This is a genomic window from Bradyrhizobium sp. SZCCHNR1053 (assembly GCF_032381235.1).
Taxonomy (GTDB): Bacteria; Pseudomonadota; Alphaproteobacteria; order Rhizobiales; family Xanthobacteraceae; genus Bradyrhizobium.
Genome location: NZ_JAUHJM010000023.1, coordinates 17,706 through 35,257, shown reverse-complemented (window position 1 = coordinate 35,257; position 17,552 = coordinate 17,706). Strand labels below are relative to the sequence as shown.

General features: G+C 65.8%; 16 protein-coding genes. 7 read left to right on the top strand and 9 right to left on the bottom strand.

The features are described from left to right. The first annotated feature begins 458 nt into the window (after positions 1 to 458). Positions 459 to 2,156 carry a methyl-accepting chemotaxis protein gene (locus QX051_RS29385; RefSeq protein WP_315740622.1) on the top strand — a complete coding sequence of 566 codons (1,698 nt, stop codon included), beginning with the start codon at positions 459 to 461 and terminating at the stop codon, positions 2,154 to 2,156. 23 nt (positions 2,157 to 2,179) lie between these two features. Here QX051_RS29385 and QX051_RS29380 read toward each other — a convergent pair whose 3' ends face one another. From QX051_RS29380 to QX051_RS29360, 5 genes are all read right to left on the bottom strand, one after another. Beyond that, positions 2,180 to 2,641: an NUDIX domain-containing protein gene (locus tag QX051_RS29380; RefSeq protein WP_315778516.1), complete on the bottom strand. Its 462-nt coding sequence runs from the start codon at positions 2,639 to 2,641 to the stop codon at positions 2,180 to 2,182. Positions 2,642 to 2,645: 4 nt separating this feature from the next. Next, complete coding sequence (locus tag QX051_RS29375) at positions 2,646 to 3,887, bottom strand: DUF763 domain-containing protein (RefSeq protein ID WP_315778515.1); 1,242 nt, start codon at positions 3,885 to 3,887, stop codon at positions 2,646 to 2,648. Positions 3,888 to 3,975: 88 nt separating this feature from the next. Further along, positions 3,976 to 4,956 (bottom strand): homoserine O-succinyltransferase, encoded by a 981-nt coding sequence (locus QX051_RS29370; RefSeq protein WP_315778514.1) that lies wholly within the window; start codon positions 4,954 to 4,956, stop codon positions 3,976 to 3,978. Between the two features lie 12 nt (positions 4,957 to 4,968). Further along, a complete protein-coding gene (locus QX051_RS29365; protein WP_315778513.1) occupies positions 4,969 to 6,273 on the bottom strand; it encodes an O-acetylhomoserine aminocarboxypropyltransferase/cysteine synthase family protein in 1,305 nt (434 codons plus the stop codon). 150 nt (positions 6,274 to 6,423) lie between these two features. Further along, positions 6,424 to 7,383, bottom strand: coding sequence for an alpha/beta hydrolase (locus QX051_RS29360; protein ID WP_315778512.1), 960 nt, complete (start codon positions 7,381 to 7,383; stop codon positions 6,424 to 6,426). Between the two features lie 141 nt (positions 7,384 to 7,524). Between QX051_RS29360 and QX051_RS29355 the strand changes: the two genes are divergently transcribed. Beyond that, positions 7,525 to 8,412: a branched-chain amino acid aminotransferase gene (locus tag QX051_RS29355; RefSeq protein WP_315778511.1), complete on the top strand. Its 888-nt coding sequence runs from the start codon at positions 7,525 to 7,527 to the stop codon at positions 8,410 to 8,412. 1 nt (position 8,413) lies between these two features. Here QX051_RS29355 and QX051_RS29350 read toward each other — a convergent pair whose 3' ends face one another. From QX051_RS29350 to QX051_RS29340, 3 genes are read right to left on the bottom strand one after another with little or no spacing between them, the layout of a single operon-like run. After that, entirely contained in the window at positions 8,414 to 9,295 is an 882-nt protein-coding gene (locus QX051_RS29350) for an acyl-CoA acyltransferase (RefSeq protein WP_315778510.1), read from the bottom strand. Positions 9,296 to 9,334: 39 nt separating this feature from the next. Next, complete coding sequence (locus QX051_RS29345; RefSeq protein ID WP_315778508.1) at positions 9,335 to 10,297, bottom strand: amino acid--[acyl-carrier-protein] ligase; 963 nt, start codon at positions 10,295 to 10,297, stop codon at positions 9,335 to 9,337. Between the two features lie 42 nt (positions 10,298 to 10,339). Next, positions 10,340 to 11,566, bottom strand: a complete 1,227-nt coding sequence (locus tag QX051_RS29340) for an acyl-CoA dehydrogenase family protein (protein ID WP_315778506.1) — start codon at positions 11,564 to 11,566, stop codon at positions 10,340 to 10,342. A gap of 341 nt (positions 11,567 to 11,907) precedes the next feature. Between QX051_RS29340 and QX051_RS29335 the strand changes: the two genes are divergently transcribed. The 3 genes from QX051_RS29335 (at position 11,908) to mtnA (ending at position 14,266) form a co-directional block, all read left to right on the top strand. Further along, positions 11,908 to 12,180 carry a phosphopantetheine-binding protein gene (locus QX051_RS29335; RefSeq protein WP_315778505.1) on the top strand — a complete coding sequence of 91 codons (273 nt, stop codon included), beginning with the start codon at positions 11,908 to 11,910 and terminating at the stop codon, positions 12,178 to 12,180. Between the two features lie 90 nt (positions 12,181 to 12,270). After that, entirely contained in the window at positions 12,271 to 13,146 is an 876-nt protein-coding gene (locus tag QX051_RS29330) for an S-methyl-5'-thioadenosine phosphorylase (RefSeq protein ID WP_315778504.1), read from the top strand. Between the two features lie 13 nt (positions 13,147 to 13,159). Continuing rightward, complete coding sequence (gene mtnA, locus QX051_RS29325; RefSeq protein WP_315778503.1) at positions 13,160 to 14,266, top strand: S-methyl-5-thioribose-1-phosphate isomerase; 1,107 nt, start codon at positions 13,160 to 13,162, stop codon at positions 14,264 to 14,266. Between the two features lie 122 nt (positions 14,267 to 14,388). On the opposite strand, the gene QX051_RS29320 is transcribed toward mtnA, so the two are convergent. Continuing rightward, the gene (locus QX051_RS29320) at positions 14,389 to 15,024 is read right to left on the bottom strand and encodes an HAD-IA family hydrolase (protein ID WP_315778501.1); all 636 of its coding nucleotides are present in this window, start codon (positions 15,022 to 15,024) and stop codon (positions 14,389 to 14,391) included. A 90-nt stretch (positions 15,025 to 15,114) separates the two neighbouring features. On the opposite strand from QX051_RS29320, the gene QX051_RS29315 reads away from it, so the two are divergent. Then, positions 15,115 to 15,885, top strand: a complete 771-nt coding sequence (locus tag QX051_RS29315; RefSeq protein WP_316227616.1) for a S1 family peptidase — start codon at positions 15,115 to 15,117, stop codon at positions 15,883 to 15,885. Positions 15,886 to 15,995: 110 nt separating this feature from the next. After that, a complete protein-coding gene (locus QX051_RS29310) occupies positions 15,996 to 17,498 on the top strand; it encodes an NAD(P)/FAD-dependent oxidoreductase (protein WP_315778499.1) in 1,503 nt (500 codons plus the stop codon). Positions 17,499 to 17,552: the final 54 nt, after the last annotated feature.

Below are 17,552 nucleotides of genomic sequence, written 5' to 3'. Positions count from 1 at the left end.
TCATCTTGATCCTCCGAGGGCCGGATGGTTCGGAAATCCAATCCTAACCCTTCTTGACCACCCGCCGCCCCATAGGACCTGTGGTTCCTGCCCCGTGCATTCCTTTCCGCACGGGGGCCGCAGGAATCAGCCGATGCCTGGTCTTCCCTGCGCCCTCGATGCCGTGAGGGCTTCGCTGCACAAAGCTCGGGCGCCTGACGCGCCGCGACAACGCAACTCCGTGGGACTCGACACCCAATCGGGTGGAACTGGTGAGAACCGGCCCTTTCAATTATCGCATGTTAATTCGAGCGATCGTCGCGTAATGTCGTGCTGGTTGTTCTCTGGCATAAGTTCGCGTGAACGGACGTTTTCAGCCCAAAGACTAATTAGTTCGCCGGCGTTCGGACGGCACGGATAGCAAACCATTAATGTAGGGTTGGTATCGTGCATACAGTCCACGCAACGAGAACCAGAAAATGCGACACCTGACTGTCTATCAGCGTCTCGCGGCGATCATCGCCGTGATGTCGATCGCACTGTTCGCCGTCTCCGCCATGCAGATCCTGATGCTGCGCGGAACCGTTCTCGAGGAGCGGCAGACCATGGTCCGCAACCTCGTCGAGTCCGCCGTCAAGGTGCTGAGCTATTATGACGCCGCGGCGACCGCCGGCAAGGTCGCGCCGGAGCAGGCGCGGCAGCAGGCCTACGCCGCGATCGGCGCAATGCGCTGGGGCCAGTACAACGACTATCTCGGCGTCTACGGAACCGGATCGTCGGATGCGGGCGTGACCTATGTCCATGCCAACCCGAAATACATCAACGTCAACCGCTGGGACTTCAAGGATTCCACCGGCAAGCTCCTGATCCAGGACATCGTGCGCACGGCGCGCGCCGGCGGCGGCTTCGTCGAGTACAAGGTGCCGCGCGCCGGGGGGACGACCGAGCTGCCGAAGATGTCCTACGTCGGCGCCTATGGCAGCGGCGACAAGATGCTGGCGATCCAGGCCGGCGTGTATGTCGACGACATCGACGCAGTCGTCTATCAGCGTGCGATGTGGGCCGGCTTCGGCGCGCTTGCCGGTCTGCTGGTCGCCGCGGTCGTCGCCTTCTGGCTCGGACGCAGCGTCGTCGTTCCGCTCGACCGCACCTGCGTCGTGATGGACGAGCTGACCAAGGGCAATCTGGGCCTCGAGGTGCCGTTCACCGATCGCAGGAACGAGATCGGCCGCATGGCGCGCAGCCTGCAGATCTTCAAGGACCATCTCGCCGAGAGCGAGCGCCTCCGGGCCGAGCAGGAGCAGTCCAAGCAGCAGGCCGCTGAGGAGCGCCGCACGGTGCTGGTGCGGATCGCCGACGAGTTCGAGCGCTCGATCGGCGGCGTGATCCAGACCACCGCGACCGCGGCCGGCGAGCTGCAGACCTCCGCGCAATCGATGTCGAGCATCGTCGCCGGCACGACGGATCAGAGCGCGAAGGTGGCCGCGGCCGCCGAGCAGACCGCCAAGAACGTGCAGACGGTGTCGGCCTCCGCCGAGCAGTTGTCGTCATCGATCCAGGAGATCGCCAAGCAGGTCACGCAGTCGTCGTCGATCGCCCAGAACGCGGTCGGGCAGGCGACGCGGACGGAGGCGATGGTCGACAGGCTGGTCCACGCGTCGCAGAAGATCGGCGAGGTGATGGCGCTGATCCAGACCATCGCCGGCCAGACAAACCTGCTGGCGCTGAACGCCACCATCGAATCGGCGCGTGCCGGCGAGGCCGGCAAGGGCTTCGCGGTCGTCGCCAACGAGGTCAAGGCGCTGTCGGCGCAGACCGCCAAGGCGACCGAGGAGATCACCAGCCAGATCGAAGCCATCCGCGACGCCACCGGCTCGACGGTCAACGCAATCCGCGAGATCGGCGCGACCATCGGGCAGATGAACGAGATCACCGACGCGATCGCAGCCGCGGTCGAGGAGCAGGGCGCTGCGACCAAGGAAATCGCCCGCAGCGTGCAGCAGGCGGCGCAGGGCACGCAGGGGGTCATGCAGCACATTGTCGGCGTGCGCGAGGCGTCCGGCCAGGTCGGCGCCGCGGCGGCACAGGTGTTGAGCGCGGCCTCGCAGCTCGGCAGCCAGTCGGATCAGCTCAAGACCCAGACCGGGCGATTCCTCGGCAACGTCCGCGCGGCGTGACGTCGGCGGCGGATGGTGACAGCTCACCCTCCGCCGATCTCCACGAGACGGTCGAGCAGCGCGGCCTGCGCCGGATTGATCCGGACCCTCGCCTCGGCGAGGTCGAACCAGGCGGCGCGGTCCACCTCGGGAAAGCGCTGGATACGGCCGCTGCGCGGCGGCCATTCGAGCTCGAACGCGTTGCTGGTGATGCTGCCGGCATCGAGGTCGGTCTCGGCGGCGAATGCCTCGACCACCTTGCCGCCGCGCTGCTTGATCTCGCCGAGCGGCAGCAGCGACGCCGTCAGCGTCGTGCCGAGCTCCTCGGCAAATTCGCGCCGCGCCACCGCCTCGGCCTGCTCGCCGGCGCCGAACTCGCCCTTCGGGATCGACCAGGCGCCGAGATCCTTGTTGCGCCAGAACGGGCCGCCGGGATGCACCAGGAGCACTTCCAATCCGTTGGAGGTCCTGCGAAAGGCGAGCACGCCCGCGCTGCGTGCCGGCATCGCCTCATGCCTCGCCGGTGCGCTGGATGAGGTCGCGCTCCCAGCCGAACACCGAACGGCCGTCGAGCTCTGGCGAGGCGGCGCGCTCGGTCGCGATGTAGGCATCGAGCGAGGGGCCGGTCGCGCTGCGCTCCAGCCGGCGGGCCTGCTCGTCGAGCCGCTTCAGCGCCGACAGTGCCTCGTCGCGGCCGAGCTTGGCGTTGCCGACGGCCGATTTGAGCACGCGGATGGTCTCGTCATAGACCTTGATCGGCACCGGATAGGGATGCCGGTCCTTGCCGCCATGCGCCAGCGAGAACCGTGCCGGGTCGCTGAATCGATACGGCGCGCCATGCACGACCTCGGCGACCATGGCGAGCGAGCGCACGGTGCGGGCGCCGACGCCCGGCGTCAGCAGCAGGTCGGGGAAGTCGACCGGGCCGCGCTCGGCGGCCGCCGCGAGCGTGCCGTGCAGCCGGCGGGCGAACACGTCCTTCGGCCTGACGTCGTGATGCGCGGGCATGACAAGATGCGGCAGCAGGCCCTGGGCGGGCTCCGGCGTGCTCAGCCGTTCGAACTCCGTGACGACGCGGTCGGGGCCGAGATCGGTGAGCAGCTCGAGCTGGGCGTGGCGCGACGGCGCGGCGCGCTTGTCGGTGAGGTTGACGATCTCGCCCTGGACGGGACCATCGATGGCGCTGTGCGGCGCGTCGACGAAGCTCGCAAGCTGCTGCGAATGCCAATGGTAGCGCCGGGCCTGGCGCGCGTCGCCGTTCATGCCCTGCTGCACCACGGACCATTTGCCGTCCGATGTGACGAAGAAGCCGTGCAGATAGAGGTCGAAGCCGTCCTGCACCGCGGCGCTGTCGACCTTGGCGACGAGCTTGCTGGTCCGGACCAGCTCCTCGCCGTCGAGGCCGAGCCGGTCGCTGAGCAGGCGCAACTCGTCGGGCGTCTTGCGCGAATGCTCACCGCGGCCGCCGCAGACGTAGATGCCGAGCTCGCCGGACAGCGGCTTCAGCCCGCGCTTCAGCGCGCCGATCACGCTCGTGGTAATGCCGGAGGAATGCCAGTCCATGCCCATGACGGCGCCGAACGACTGGAACCAGAACGGATGCGACATCCGCGCCAGGAATTCGTCGCGGCCGTAATGATGCACGATCGCCTGGGTGATGATGGCGCCGAGCGAGGCCATGCGCGTGCCGAGCCAGGCCGGGACGCGCCCGGAATGGAGCGGAAGATCGGCGCTGCCGGTGCGTCGGGCCATCGGAACCTTGCAAGCGAAGTGTGTCGTGCCAATCTAACAGATAGCGCGCGATTGTGCGATCGCCCCCGATGAAAGGCGGGCTGTGGCGCTATCCGGTTTGCCCGAGATGGCCGATCCAGTTCCTGAACAGCGTCTGCGCGGCGCTTTCGGCGGCGAGATCGGGCCGCAGCGTCAATCCCGGGAGCTCGGCCGCCAGCGTCGGGTCGCGCCTTTCCTTGGCCCGCCACTCGAACGCGTTGAGCACCGCCTCGCTCTCGGCGCTGAAATAGGATTTCGGCAGCCGCGGGTAGTCGTCGCGCTGCCCGGCGAGAAACCGCGCGATGTCACGCATGTATTCGCGCTGCAGGGAGAGCGCGTCATACTCGGGATGGCCCTGAAAGAACACGAACCGGCTCGGCATCGAGCGCGCGAAAATGTCGACGCCGACCTCCTCCGACCGCGTCAGGATGTCGTACCCGCGCTCCGCCAGCAGCGGCTCGTTGACGGCGTTGAGGCGGGAGTGCGGCACCTTGAGCGGCAAATGGATGCCGTGCGTGAGCCAGTCGTCCTGGACCTTCACGCAGTCGAAGATGCCGGAGCATTTGCTCGCAAGCCGCTGCCGCTCGATGTCGTCCAGGTGCAGCACGGCCGCGTGGGCCGCGAGACACGACCAGATGGTCGAGCGCGTGTTGGTTCTGGCCCAGTCGATCACGGAGGTGAGGTCCGACCAATAGGGCTCGTCGCGCAAGGCCGCGGCGACAGGCTCGGCGCCGGTCACGATCAGGCCGTCGATGCCGAGCCGATCGAGCGACCCGATGTCCGCGTAGGACTGGGCGACGTGGCTCCTGGCCGCTTGCGAGCGCAAGATGGAGGGCAGCGAGAAGCAGTGCAGGCGGATGCGGACGTGCTGCGGCGCGCACTGCTGCAGCAGGCGGGCGATCTGGAGATCGGTCGCCTTCAGGGCGCTGTCCGGCATGTTGTTGACGAGGCCGATCGAAAGCTCGATCGGGCGCCCTCTGCGGTCGTCGAACTCGGCGGGCGCGAGGGCAGGGCTCGCGATCCTGCGATGTCGGTCGAACAGCAGGGTCATCGGCTGATCGCTCTACTCCGCCGCATCCAACTGACGCGGACGAGGGCAGGCCTGGGCGAGAGCCTGGTCGAGATCCTCGATGATGTCACTGACATGCTCGATGCCGATCGACAGCCGGATCGTCTCGGGGAGGACGCCCGCCTTGCGCTGGTCGTCCGGCGGCATCTGCCGATGCGTGGTCGATGCGGGATGGCAGGCCAGCGACTTCGCATCGCCGATATTGACCAGCCGCGTGACGAGCTTCAGGGAGTCGTAGAACGCCTTGCCCGCCTCCATGCCGCCCTTGATCCCGAACGTGAACAGCGACGACGCCCGGCCGTCGAGATATTTCTGGACCAGGGGGTAATAGCGGCTGTCGGCGAAGCCGGCGTAGTTGACCCACGCCACGCGCGGATCGTTGCGCAGGAATTCGGCGACCTTTTGCGCATTCTCGACGTGGCGCTCCATGCGCAGCGCGACCGTCTCGATGCCCTGCAGCAGCAGGAAGGCATTGAACGGCGACAGCACCGCGCCCATGGTCCTCTGATAGACGCTGCGCGCACGCTGGATGTAGGCGCTGCGGCCGAAATGATCGGTGTAGACCATCCCGTGATAGGACGCGTCGGGCTGGGTGAAGGCGGGAAAACGGTCGGCATGATCCTTCCAGGGGAAGTTGCCGCTGTCGACCAGCATGCCGCCCAGCGTCGTGCCATGACCGCCGAGAAACTTGGTCAGCGAATGCACCGCGATGTCGGCGCCGTAATCGAACGGCCGCAGCAGGATCGGTGTTGCGACGGTGTTGTCGACGATCAGCGGCACGCCGTTGCGATGCGCAACCTTCGCCAGCGCCTCGATGTCGCAGACATTGCCGGCAGGATTGCCGATCGTCTCGGCGAACACGGCCTTGGTGTTTTCGTCGATGAGACGCTCGATGGCATCGGGCGCATCGCTTTCGGCAAAGCGCCCGGTGATGCCCTGGCGCGGCAGGATGTGCCCGAGCAGCGTGTACGTGGTGCCATAGAGCTGCGGCACCGAGACGATGTTGCCGCCGCCATCGGCCAGATTGACGAATGCGAAGTGAAGCGCAGCCTGCCCGGTGCCGACGGCGAGCGCGCCGACGCCGCCCTCGAGCTCGGTGACGCGCTTTTCGAGCACTGCCGTGGTTGGGTTCGAGATCCGGCTGTAGCGATAGCCCTCGGCTTCGAGATTGAACAGCGCGGCGCCGTGATCGGCGCTGTCGAAGGCGTAGGCGGCGGTCTGATAGATCGGAACCGCGACGGCCTTGGTGGTCGCCTCCGGTTCATAGCCGGCGTGGATTGCAATCGTCTCATTGCGCATCGGCGATCTCCACTCCAGCATCCGTCCACAATGCAGGTTGCACGTATTCCGCGAGGGGTGTCGTTGTAGGAGCGCAGGCGTGAAGCGGGCAATAATTCGCGACAAGAACGACGAAATAACCCTAACGATGTGTGGCCGATAAGCTTCGAATTAGCGTGCGGTTGGGACCGGGAGGAGGGACCGAATTTGCTGTCCGACCAGATCCAGTGCTGCTTTGGCCTGCGGCAGGATCGCGCCAAGCGCATGAAAATTGTGGACCATGCCGTTGTGACAGACATGCGCGACCGTGACACCAGCTTCCGCGAGCCGTTCCGCGTAGGCATTGCCCTCGTCACGCATCGCGTCGAATTCCGCGGTGTGGATCACGGCGGGGGGAAGCCCAGCCAGCGTCTCACGGCACAACGGCGATATCAGTGGATTGGCGACATCGACCTCGCCAACCAGATAGTCGGCGAGGTCGGCCTGCCAGGTCGCCCTGTCGATCAGGTGGCCGGTCCCGAACAGCTCGCGCGACGGCCAGAAATTGGAGAAATCGAGCACCGGGCAGATAAGGCACTGCAGCGCGATCCTGAGATCGGTGCTGCCGACGGCCTGCTGACAAACGGCGGCGGCGAGCGTGGCGCCTGCGGAATCGCCGCCGATCACAATCCGACTGCCGTCGATGCCGAGCGCGGCCGCGCGATCGATGGCGAAGTGAACCGCCGCGATCGCATCCTCGATCGCTGCGGGGAACTTGTGCTCAGGCGCGAGGCGGTAGTCGATCGAGAGCAGCCGGCAGCCGGAGGCGGCGGCAAGCGCGGCGGCGACCTTGTCGTGCGTGTCTATGCTGCCTGCCACGAGACCGCCGCCGTGAAAGTAGACGAAGCCGGGGAGGGGCGCCCCAGTATCATCCGGGCCTGCTGCAGGCGTATACAGGCGATAACGAAGCAGCCCGGAGGGCCCGGAGAAATTGCCGTCCCGCGTGATGACGGCACCGCAGTCGTTGCGGGCGAATTGCATCAGCTTGGCGAGCGACCGCCGCCGCTGCGCGGGGCCCGGACGCTCCTGGCTTTCCGGCACAGCGGCAGCCACCATCGAAAGCAGGCGCTGGGCGCGAGGGTCGAGCGGCATGACAGCTCCAGTTAACCAAGGCATCGGGCATTGTGCCCATCAGCAGTGAATCGATCGTGAGCAGCAGGTCGCGACGGGGAAATCCTTAAAATGTTCACGCCAGAAGTGCAGACACGATCGATGCCGAACGGGAGCTCCGCCATGACCCACATCGTCAAGCCTGTCAGCTACTCGCAGACCTGGACCTTCTTCGACGGCGAATGGCGCGAGGGCAATGCGCCGATCATGGGCGTCCGGACCCACGCGACATGGCTCGCGTCGACCGTGTTCGACGGGGCACGCGCATTCGAAGGCGTGACGCCAGATCTCGATCGCCACTGCGCGCGCGTGAATCAGTCCGCGATCAATTTCCGGCTCAAGCCGGTGGTGGACGTCGAGACCTGGATGGGGTTGGCGCGGGAGGGGATCGCGCGGTTCGGAGCGAGAGCCGAGCTCTACATCCGCCCGATGTACTGGGCGCAGCATGGCGCCGGCGGCGGTGTCCTGTTCGATCCCGAGACCACCAATTGGTGCCTTTGCATCTATGAAGCGCCGATGCCGCAGCCGACGGGCAACGCCATCACGCTGTCGCCGTTCCGGCGGCCGACCGCCGAGTGCGCGCCGGTCGATGCCAAGGCGGCCTGCCTCTATCCGAACAATTCGCGCGCGCTGATCGAGGCGGCCTCGCGCGGCTTCAACAATTGCCTGATGCTCGATCTGCTCGGCAACGTCGCCGAGTTCGGCAATGCCAACGTGTTCATGGTCAAGGACGGCGTGGTGTTCACGCCGGTGCCGAACGGCACGTTTCTCAACGGGATCACCCGCCAGCGCGTGGCCGAGCTGCTGCGAGCCGACGGCGTCAGCGTGGTCGAGACCACGCTGCGCTATGCGGACTTCCTGGCCGCCGACGAGATCTTCTCGTCGGGCAATTTCGCCAAGGTCGCACCGGTCATTCGCATCGATGACCGGGCCCTGCCGATCGGTCCGGTGTTCAGCCGTGCGCGCCGGCTGTATTGGGACTATGCGCATGAGGTCAGGGCAGCCGCCTGAGCTAGGGGCCGTACAGCGGCAGCTCGGTGTCGCTGAGATCGCCGAGGCGCGGCGGCTGCGGTCCCTTGATGTACTTCCGGCCGCGCCGCTCGGTGTAGATGCCGACGAGACCGTCAATCGGCCCGTTAGCGTCGATGATGACAGAAACGGCGGCGCGACGCAGCAGCAGGCGGCCGACGGTACCGGCGCAGGAAACGTAGTCGGAGATGCTGCGGCAGTAGATCAGCTGCATCGCAGGCAATGCGAAGCGTCCCTGCCGGATGCGGACCTTCTGCAGCACCAGCGGAACAGGGCCCGCCGTCGATCGCACCACCACGCTGAGGCAGCCATAGCGCGCGTGGCGTATCAGCAATTCGGCCTCATCCGACGGAACGCCATCCACGGTGCGGGCGTCTGCCCTGACCTTCTCAACCGGCGAACTGAGGCCAGCCAGCGACAGCGTCGGCATCGAAAAGAACAGGCCGCTGCAATAGGCGCGAAATCCTTGCGCCTCAATGATCGGCCAGGTCTGCCTTGCGGCGCTGATATTGACGTAAGTGACCTCCGGCCGACGCTGTGCGATTCTCGTCAGCATCGTCGCGTAGTTGCGAAAGGCAGGTTCGACATACCAGCTCGACAGATTGCACCAGATCTGCGGCTCCGCAGGCGTGCCGCGATCGCTGTAGATAACGAGCAGGACGCCGACCGCATTGCCGTCTTGCTCGAGCAGATAGCCGTAGCGTGGATAGCCGTCGGGCGTCGAGCGCGCGGCTTGCCGCTGCAGGCCGCTCGACCAATAGCCGCGGGGCCGCCGGGGGAAGCCGCGTGTCAAGAGATCGGTGATCGCGTCCAGATCGGAGTCTCCGATCTCGCGGCACCGGATCGGCGGCTTGGGCGCGCCCATGAGATGTTCTGCCGATCCCTCGACGGCGGCTTCGTGGCGTCAGCCGACGGTGCTTGCCTGGCGCTCGAACTGCAGCGCTTCCCGTACGCGCGACGGCCAGCGCGTCGGATCGATGCCGTGGGTGTGGAATAGCGCGACCGCGAGGCGATCCATGCCGAAGGCCACGCAACCGGTGTGCGCCGGTGCACCATCGGCGTCGACGATGCCCCAGGTGGTGCCGAAATGCTCGCGGTGATAGTTGAAGCTCATGCAGGCGGTCGGCTGCTCTTCCGAGCGCAGCGGCACTAGCAGCTCGAATTTCAACGCCTGTTGCTTCTGGCTGACCGCCTTCATCTGGCCGACGCGGCCGAAGAACGGGTCGCTGGCGTGATCGACCCGGAACGACAGGCCGAGATCGCGGGCAATCGCCTGCGCCTTCACCATCCAGCGGTCACGGAATGCCGAGACGTCGTCGGGCGTGCCGATGCAGACATATTCGCGCATCCGGAACGACTGCAGGCGGTCGAGATAACGCGACGGCTCGCGGCGGAAGCAATCGGCCGCGACGTCGAAGCGCAGGCCGCCGACCGGCAGGGCGCCGCGGCTCGCCGCGATCGGATAGACCGGATAGCAGGCCGCGGGGGACAGCACGAGGTCGGCCGGCGACAGCGAGGTGGTCCAGTCGCCGCCCTTGTCGAAACGTGCCACGGCCTCGTGGATGTCCCGCTCGGTGCCGTGCAAGCCGCAGACGCAGCCCAGCAGGTTGGGAAAGCTCTTGAGATAGCCCGACTTCTCGAGCTGGGCGCGACTCATGACCGGTGGGAAGCGCATGACCTCCGTGCCGGGCTCGCGATGTCGCGTGATGAGCGTCGTGAGCCGCTCCACCACGCCTTCATACAGCGCGGTCCGCGCATAGACGCCATCTGCCCCCATGCGATGGAACAGGGCGCCGGTCAAATGATCCAGTGCATCGGCCGGCTGGGGCGCAATCTCGGGCGACTGCGGGAGAACGGGAATCGTCATTCTGCAAATCCTGAGTGGAGGCAATGGCTGCGATCGGCGTGATCATTCATGGAGCGAGGTCGGTACCGTGCTCATCAAGTTGGCCGTGGCAATGCTTGTGAGAATACGGTCGTTGTTGATCATGATCGGCGCCGACAGAACGTCTCGGAGGTGGCGGCCGATCGAGAACTCGCCGTCGTTGCGATAACCCGAGAGGCCGCAGGCGCGCATGGCGTGCATCACGGTCTCGACGGCAAGTTCCGAGGCCTGCACCTTCAACAGCGTGATCGAGGATTGGAAGTCGAGCGAGCTCAGCGCCCGCTCGTCATATTCGTGGGCGACGAAGGCATCCATGTTGGTGACGATCATTGCGCGCAGCCGGGCCAGCGCCATCTTCGCCGCGGTGTAATGCGCAGCTGCCGGCGGCATCTGTCCGCCGGCGCCGCGTGCGGCCTTGCGCAGGAAGCGCTGGGCGCGCTCCACGGCAGCCGCAGCGATGCCGGCCCAGGCCGACGACCAGCACAGATGTGCGAACGGCGTCATCGTCTGGCCGTGGATGCGATCATAGGACTCGGTGAACATGCGGTCGGAGGGACAGCTCACCTCGAGCGCGAATCCGGTCGAGCAGGTGCCGCGCATGCCCAGCGTTTCCCAGCCGAGCGTGCGCGCGATCGTGTAGTCGTCCCTCGTCAGCGCCAGCAGCACCTGATCGGACGCGGCAGCGCCATCGGCCCGGCGGGCGATCGTGACGAGGCCATCGGCTTCAGCGCCATAGGAAATGACCGTGGCATCGCGGTTGAGCGTGATTCGCTCGCCCTCGTGGCCGACTGCCGCGGCGCTCGCGCGGATATTGCCGCCGTTCTGGCCTTCGGTGGTGGAGGAGGCCATCAGCAGCTGCTCGGCGGCGATCCGGCGCATCAGCGATTCCATATAGGGATTGCCGCGGCCGTGACGAACCAGGCAGGCGACCTTGGTCTGGTGCATGGCGAAGATCATGGCGCTGGAGGCGCAGGCGCGCCCGAGCGCATAGCAGACGTCGGCAATGTCGTGGATCGAGGCGCCGAAGCCACCGAACTCGACGGGAATCTGCATCCCGAGCAGCCTGTGCTCGCGTGCCGCATCGATCGCGGCCTTCGGGAAGCGGCCGTCACGGTCGACCTCTTCGGCTTCCGCCGCGGCCTGCGTCGCAACAGCGGCGGTCCGCTGGACGAATAAGGAGCTGCGATCGAGCAGGAGGCTGTCGCCGTCGTCGGGGATCGGGTTGCGAAGCGCGGTTCCCTGGAGAGTCATGGTCGATCGATACTCCGGATCTTGTCTCTTTGAGAGAGCGGCACGCCCATCCGCAGTAGCAGGCCGATGCGCTGCGCCTTCTCTGGGCTGCAACGCAGGGTATGGATTTGATTCAAATGCGTCGACGAAATTCAGGGTAAACGCCGCGCAATCGACGGGTGGGGGTTAATTTCCGGTTGGTTCGATCCGAGAATTTTGGACCAAGCCGTTAGCGTTAAGACGAGTTCAGACTGGAATGGGGATGCGGCGTAACTCTTTCGACGCCGAATTGCGTTATCTCCCCTGCGCGTGCGTCGATCAGATCCGACGCGCCGGAACAAGTCGCGAGTGAAGAGGACCCCATGCCGAGTTTCGATGTCGATGTCAGTCGCAGGATCGTGGCGCTCGTGCGTGATATCCTCGCGCAGAATTCTACGGCCGCCGACGTGGCGGCGGATGCCAAGCTCGTCGATGTCGGGCTGACCTCGATGGACATGGTCAACCTGATGCTGGCGATCGAGGCGGGGTTCGATTTCACCATTCCGCAGGAGCTGATCACGCCGGAGAACTTCCAGTCCATCGCAACGCTGGAGCGCCTGGTGAGCGGTCAGTTGGCGGCAGCGAAGGCCGCCTGACCCAGTTGCCATGCCCCGCGGATCACTGCGTCGCTGTTTTCAATTCGCCGCAAAGCTGGCATTCTCGTCTCCGCTGGAGATGGGGACGTCATGACGAAGGCTGTGCTTGGCATTATCGGCGGCTCGGGCATCTATGATCTGCCGGGACTGGAAGATGCCCGCGAAGAGGTGATCGCGAGTCCCTGGGGTGAGCCGTCGGCGCCGGTACGCCGGGGGACGATCGCGGGCCTGCCGATCGTGTTCCTGCCGCGCCATGACAAGGGACACCGGCTGTCCCCGTCCGACATCAATTACCGCGCCAATATCGACGTGCTGAAGCGTGCTGGTGTCACCGACCTGGTGTCGCTGTCGGCCTGCGGCTCGTTCAAGGAAGAGCTCCCGCCGGGCACCTTCGTGCTGGTCGATCAGTTCGTCGATCGCACCTACAAGCGCGAGAGCTCGTTCTTCGGCAGGGGGTGTGTCGCCCACGTCTCGATGGCGCATCCGGTTTCACCGCGGTTGCGGATTCATCTCGCGGCTGCGGCCGAGGCCGAGGGCATCGCGATCGCGCGCGGCGGCACCTATGTCTGCATGGAGGGGCCGCAATTCTCGACCTATGCCGAAAGCATGACCTACAAGGCGTCAGGCTATTCGGTCATCGGCATGACCAACATGCCGGAGGCGAAGCTCGCCCGCGAGGCCGAGATCTGCTACGCGACGGTCGCGATGGTGACCGACTTCGACTGCTGGCATCCGGATCACGACGCCGTCACCGTGCAGGATATCATTCGCGTGCTCACCACCAACGCCGACAAGGCGAAATCGCTGGTGGCGCGGCTCGCCCAGGAGTTTCCGCGCGAGCATGAACCGTGCCCGATCGGCTCCGACCGAGCGCTCGACACCGCCTTGATCACTGCGCCGGAGGCGCGCGATCCCGAGCTTCTGAAGAAGCTCGATGCGATCGCAGGCCGTATCTTGCGTGGTTGAGGGGAGATCGAACATGAAGGTGGACGGCAGGCACTATCGCAGCATCTGGCTCGACTCCGACGGCTGGTCGGTCTGCGCGATCGATCAACGCCGATTGCCGCACGAGTTCGTGGTGGCGAAGATCACGACATGCGAGGAGGCGGCGGACGCGATCCGCGGCATGCTGGTCCGCGGTGCGCCGCTGATCGGCGCCACCGCCGCGTTCGGCATGGCGCTGGCGATGCGCGACGACCGCTCCGATCCTGGCATCGACCGCGCCTACGAGATGCTGATCGCGACGCGGCCGACGGCGATCAACCTGAAATGGGCGCTCGACACGATGAGCACGATGCTGCGCCGGCTGGCACCGTCGGAGCGGCGCGATGCGGCCTATTCGCGCGCCGTCGACATTGCCGGCGAGGACGTCACGATCAACCAGGGCATCGCCGCGCACGGTTTCGCGCTGATCGAGGCGGCCGCGGCGCGCAAGAAGCCGGGCGAAGTCGTGAACGTGCTGACCCACTGCAATGCCGGCTGGCTTGCGACCGTCGATTGGGGCACGGCGACCGCGCCGATCTATCTTGCGCACGATCGCGGCATTCCGATCCATGTCTGGGTCGACGAGACACGGCCGCGCAATCAAGGCGCCTCGCTGACCGCTTGGGAACTCGGGCATCACGGCGTGGCGCATACCGTCATCCCGGATAACACCGGCGGCCATCTCATGCAGCATGGGATGGTCGATCTCGCCATCGTCGGCACCGACCGCGTCGCCGCCAATGGCGACGTCTGCAACAAGATCGGCACCTATCTCAAGGCACTGGCCGCGCACGACAATGGCGTGCCGTTCTATGTCGCGCTGCCGTCGCCGACGATCGACTTCGCCGTCGCCGAAGGACGGCAGATCCCGATCGAGCAGCGCAGCGCCCAGGAAGTGACAGAGATGACCGGCCGCACCGCCGACGGTCGCATCGAGACCGTGCGCATCGTTCCGCCGGGCTCGCCAGTCGCGAACTACGGCTTCGACGTCACCCCGGCACGGCTGGTGACGGGGTTGATCACGGAGCGCGGCGTGCTGCAGGCTGACGGAGCGGCGCTGGCGGCCGCATTTCCCGAGCGGGCGAAACAAACGAACTATTGAGATCCTCGTCATTGCGAGCGCAGCGACGTGTCCGCCGAAGCCCAAAGGGCGAAGGCGGAAGCAATCCAGAATCCCGCGAAGCCTCCGGCTCGCTTCAGCGCAAGAGCGCCGCGCAATGACGATCAGCGCAAGCGCAGTCCCGTCGCGGCTTCCAGCTCCGTAATCGCCTGCGATGCGCTGACAACCTTGATCGTCGTCATGCCCATCTCGCGCGCCGGCTTCAGGTTGACGCCGAGATCGTCGAGGTAGACGCAGTCCGCGGGGCTGACGCCGAGCGTCTCGGTCATCATCCGGTAGATCCGCGGATCGGGCTTGCGCAGCCCGATCTTGGCCGATTCGATCACGTGATCGAACAGCACCATCACCTCCGCGACGTACAACGAGCGGCCGCCCTGGCTGCCGATTGCGTTCGCCGGCAGATTGTTGGTGATGCAGCCGGTCTTGCACTCCGCCTTGATGCGGCGGAGCGCCTCGACCATGCCGGGCCGGAGATCGCCGGCGAGCAGCGGCAGCACCTCGCGCCCGCTGACCGCTGCGCCACCGAGCGCCAGCGACTCCTCCGCAAACAGCCGGTCGAAAGTGTCGAGGTCGATCTCGGCGCGCTCGAATTTCGCCCAGGCGTTCTCGAGATGGTTGGCAGCATTGGTGTTGCGGATGATGTCGGCAGGATAGCCGCGCTCCTTCTCGAACCGCGCGAAGGCGTCGAACGGCGATGTCGTCATCACGCCACCGAAATCAAAGATCACCGCCTCGACCATGTCAGTCCCGTCCTCCCTCGATCCCCGGATGATCGCTAGCACGGGACGCCGCACTTGGCGATATCGGCCGCAGCCGCTATTGCTGCCGCGATGAAGCCGTCTCACGCAATCATTGCAGCCGCCGTCCTGCTGGCGCCATCGCCAATCCTTGCCATCGTCGGCAACGCGCCGGCGCTGAATGACGGCATCGGCCGCTCCGTGGTCACGATCGTCGGCTCGCGCGGCAATTTTTGCAGCGGCGCACTGATTGCCCCGAAGCTGGTGCTGACCGCCGGACATTGCGTGCAGCCGGGGCTCGATTACCGCATCGTGGAATACGATCGTGACCGCAAGCCGGTTCTCAAGACGGTCCGACGGGTGGCGGTGCATCCGAGCTTCAGCGTGCAGGCCATCGTGGCGCATCGCGCCACCGCCGATGTCGCGCTGCTGGAATTGGAGGTGCCCGTGAAAGAGCGCGTGCCAGCGGCGCTTGGCGTGCCGCAGCCGCCGCTTGCCGCCGGCAATGCGTTCACGGTCGCAGGGATCGGTGTCGCTGTCCCAGGCGACGGAAAGAGCGGCGGCATGGTGCGCGGGGCGGCGTTGGTTGCGACGGGCAAACCGGGCACGCTGCAGATCCGGCTCGTCGATCCGGCGACGCAAGGCGTGCGGCCCGGATTGGGCGGCTGCACCGGCGACTCCGGCGGGCCTGCTTTCGAGACGCAGCCGCAAGGTCAGGTGCTGATCGGCGTCATCTCATGGTCGACCGGACCGAATCTCGGCGACGGCTGCGGCGGCATGACCGGCGTCACGCCGCTCACGCTATATCGCGATTGGGTCGCACAGACCGCGCGGCAATGGGGCATGCCGCTCAGCGGAAATTGAGATCGTTCAGGGCTGGGTTGCGGCTCGCGGTCGCGGGTTGACCATCGTCGTGATCGGGTTCAGCCTGTCGCGCGAGGAAACAACATCAAGACCAAAGCCCAGGGACTCCCATGAACGTCATCGCGCCCATCCGGGAGGCCGCGTCCTCTCACGCGACCGAACATTTCGACGTGCTCATCGTCGGAGCCGGCATTTCCGGTGTCGGCAGCGCCTATCAGTTGGCCAAGCAGATGCCTGACAAGCGCTTCGTGATCCTGGAGAGCCAGGACAGCTTCGGCGGCACCTGGCGGACGCACCGCTATCCCGGCATCCGATCCGACAGTGACCTGCATACGTTCGGCTACAGCTTCAAGCCATGGGTCGGGCCGCCGATCGCGACTGCGGAAGAAATCCTCAACTACATGGGCGACGTGATCGAGGAGAACGACCTCGGCCGCCACATTCGCTATGGCCACCGCATCCTGTCCGCGAACTGGTCGAGCGCGACCAATCTCTGGACGGTTCATGCGGTGAAGGGCAGGGATCAGCAGCCCGTCACCTTTACAACGAATTTTCTCTGGATGTGCCAGGGCTACTACCGACACTCCAAGGGCTACACGCCGGAGTGGCCGGACATGGTGAAGTTCAAGGGCCGCATCGTCCATCCGCAGCTGTGGCCCGAGGATCTCGATCTCACGGGCAAGCAGGTCGTGGTGATCGGCTCCGGTGCGACGGCCGCGACCATCCTGCCGTCGATCGCCGGCCAATGCGCGCATGTGACGATGCTGCAGCGGTCGCCGACCTACTTCCGCGTCGGCCGCAATGCGATCGAGCTGGCCGAGGAGCTGCGGAGACTGCAGGTGAAGGAGGAATGGATCCATGAGATCGTCAGGCGCAAGATCCTGTTCGAACAGGATTGGTTCACCAAGCGCTGCCTGACCGAGCCCGACCAGGTGAAGAAGGAGCTGATCGGCCAGATCAGCGCCATCCTCGGACCCGACTACACGGCCAAGCACTTCACGCCGAGCTACCGTCCGTGGCGGCAGCGCATCGCCTTCGTGCCGGATGCCGACCTGTTCGAGGGCATCAAGAGCGGCAAAGCCTCGGTTGTGACCGACGAGATCGAGCGGTTCACCGAGACAGGCATCAAGCTCAAGTCTGGCGACGAGCTGCACGCCGACATCGTCGTCACCGCGACCGGCTTCGATCTCTGCGTGCTTGGCGACATCGCGTTTACGATCGACGGCAAGCCGCTCGACTTCGCTGACACCGTGACCTATCGCGGCATGATGTTCACCGGCGTGCCGAACCTGGCCTGGGTGTTCGGCTATTTCCGCGCCAGTTGGACGTTGCGCACGGACCTTGTCGCGGATTTCGTGTGCCGCCTGCTCGCGCACATGAAAGAAAAAGGTGTGAGCAAGGTCGTGCCGGCGCTGCGCCCGGAGGATCACAACATGCCGCTGCTGCCATGGATCGACCCGGAGAACTTCAACCCCGGCTACATGATGCGCAACATGCATCTGCTGCCTAAGCGCGGCGACAAGCCGGAGTGGCAGCACAGCCAGGACTACTGGAGCGAGAAGGATCAGATCCCGGCGATCGATCTGGATGATCCGGCGTTCGTGTACGGGTGAGCTGTTAACGGCCGGTGTGCCGCTCCAAAGACGGCGTCGTCCCCGCGAAAGCGG

Coding starts and splice junctions, on each gene's coding strand:
- QX051_RS29385 (WP_315740622.1), top strand. CDS start 459: ATGCGACACCTGACTGTCTATCAGCGTCTCGCGGCGATCATCGCCGTG.
- QX051_RS29380 (WP_315778516.1), bottom strand. CDS start 2,641: ATGCCGGCACGCAGCGCGGGCGTGCTCGCCTTTCGCAGGACCTCCAAC.
- QX051_RS29375 (WP_315778515.1), bottom strand. CDS start 3,887: ATGGCCCGACGCACCGGCAGCGCCGATCTTCCGCTCCATTCCGGGCGC.
- QX051_RS29370 (WP_315778514.1), bottom strand. CDS start 4,956: ATGACCCTGCTGTTCGACCGACATCGCAGGATCGCGAGCCCTGCCCTC.
- QX051_RS29365 (WP_315778513.1), bottom strand. CDS start 6,273: ATGCGCAATGAGACGATTGCAATCCACGCCGGCTATGAACCGGAGGCG.
- QX051_RS29360 (WP_315778512.1), bottom strand. CDS start 7,383: ATGCCGCTCGACCCTCGCGCCCAGCGCCTGCTTTCGATGGTGGCTGCC.
- QX051_RS29355 (WP_315778511.1), top strand. CDS start 7,525: ATGACCCACATCGTCAAGCCTGTCAGCTACTCGCAGACCTGGACCTTC.
- QX051_RS29350 (WP_315778510.1), bottom strand. CDS start 9,295: ATGGGCGCGCCCAAGCCGCCGATCCGGTGCCGCGAGATCGGAGACTCC.
- QX051_RS29345 (WP_315778508.1), bottom strand. CDS start 10,297: ATGACGATTCCCGTTCTCCCGCAGTCGCCCGAGATTGCGCCCCAGCCG.
- QX051_RS29340 (WP_315778506.1), bottom strand. CDS start 11,566: ATGACTCTCCAGGGAACCGCGCTTCGCAACCCGATCCCCGACGACGGC.
- QX051_RS29335 (WP_315778505.1), top strand. CDS start 11,908: ATGCCGAGTTTCGATGTCGATGTCAGTCGCAGGATCGTGGCGCTCGTG.
- QX051_RS29330 (WP_315778504.1), top strand. CDS start 12,271: ATGACGAAGGCTGTGCTTGGCATTATCGGCGGCTCGGGCATCTATGAT.
- mtnA (WP_315778503.1), top strand. CDS start 13,160: ATGAAGGTGGACGGCAGGCACTATCGCAGCATCTGGCTCGACTCCGAC.
- QX051_RS29320 (WP_315778501.1), bottom strand. CDS start 15,024: ATGGTCGAGGCGGTGATCTTTGATTTCGGTGGCGTGATGACGACATCG.
- QX051_RS29315 (WP_316227616.1), top strand. CDS start 15,115: ATGAAGCCGTCTCACGCAATCATTGCAGCCGCCGTCCTGCTGGCGCCA.
- QX051_RS29310 (WP_315778499.1), top strand. CDS start 15,996: ATGAACGTCATCGCGCCCATCCGGGAGGCCGCGTCCTCTCACGCGACC.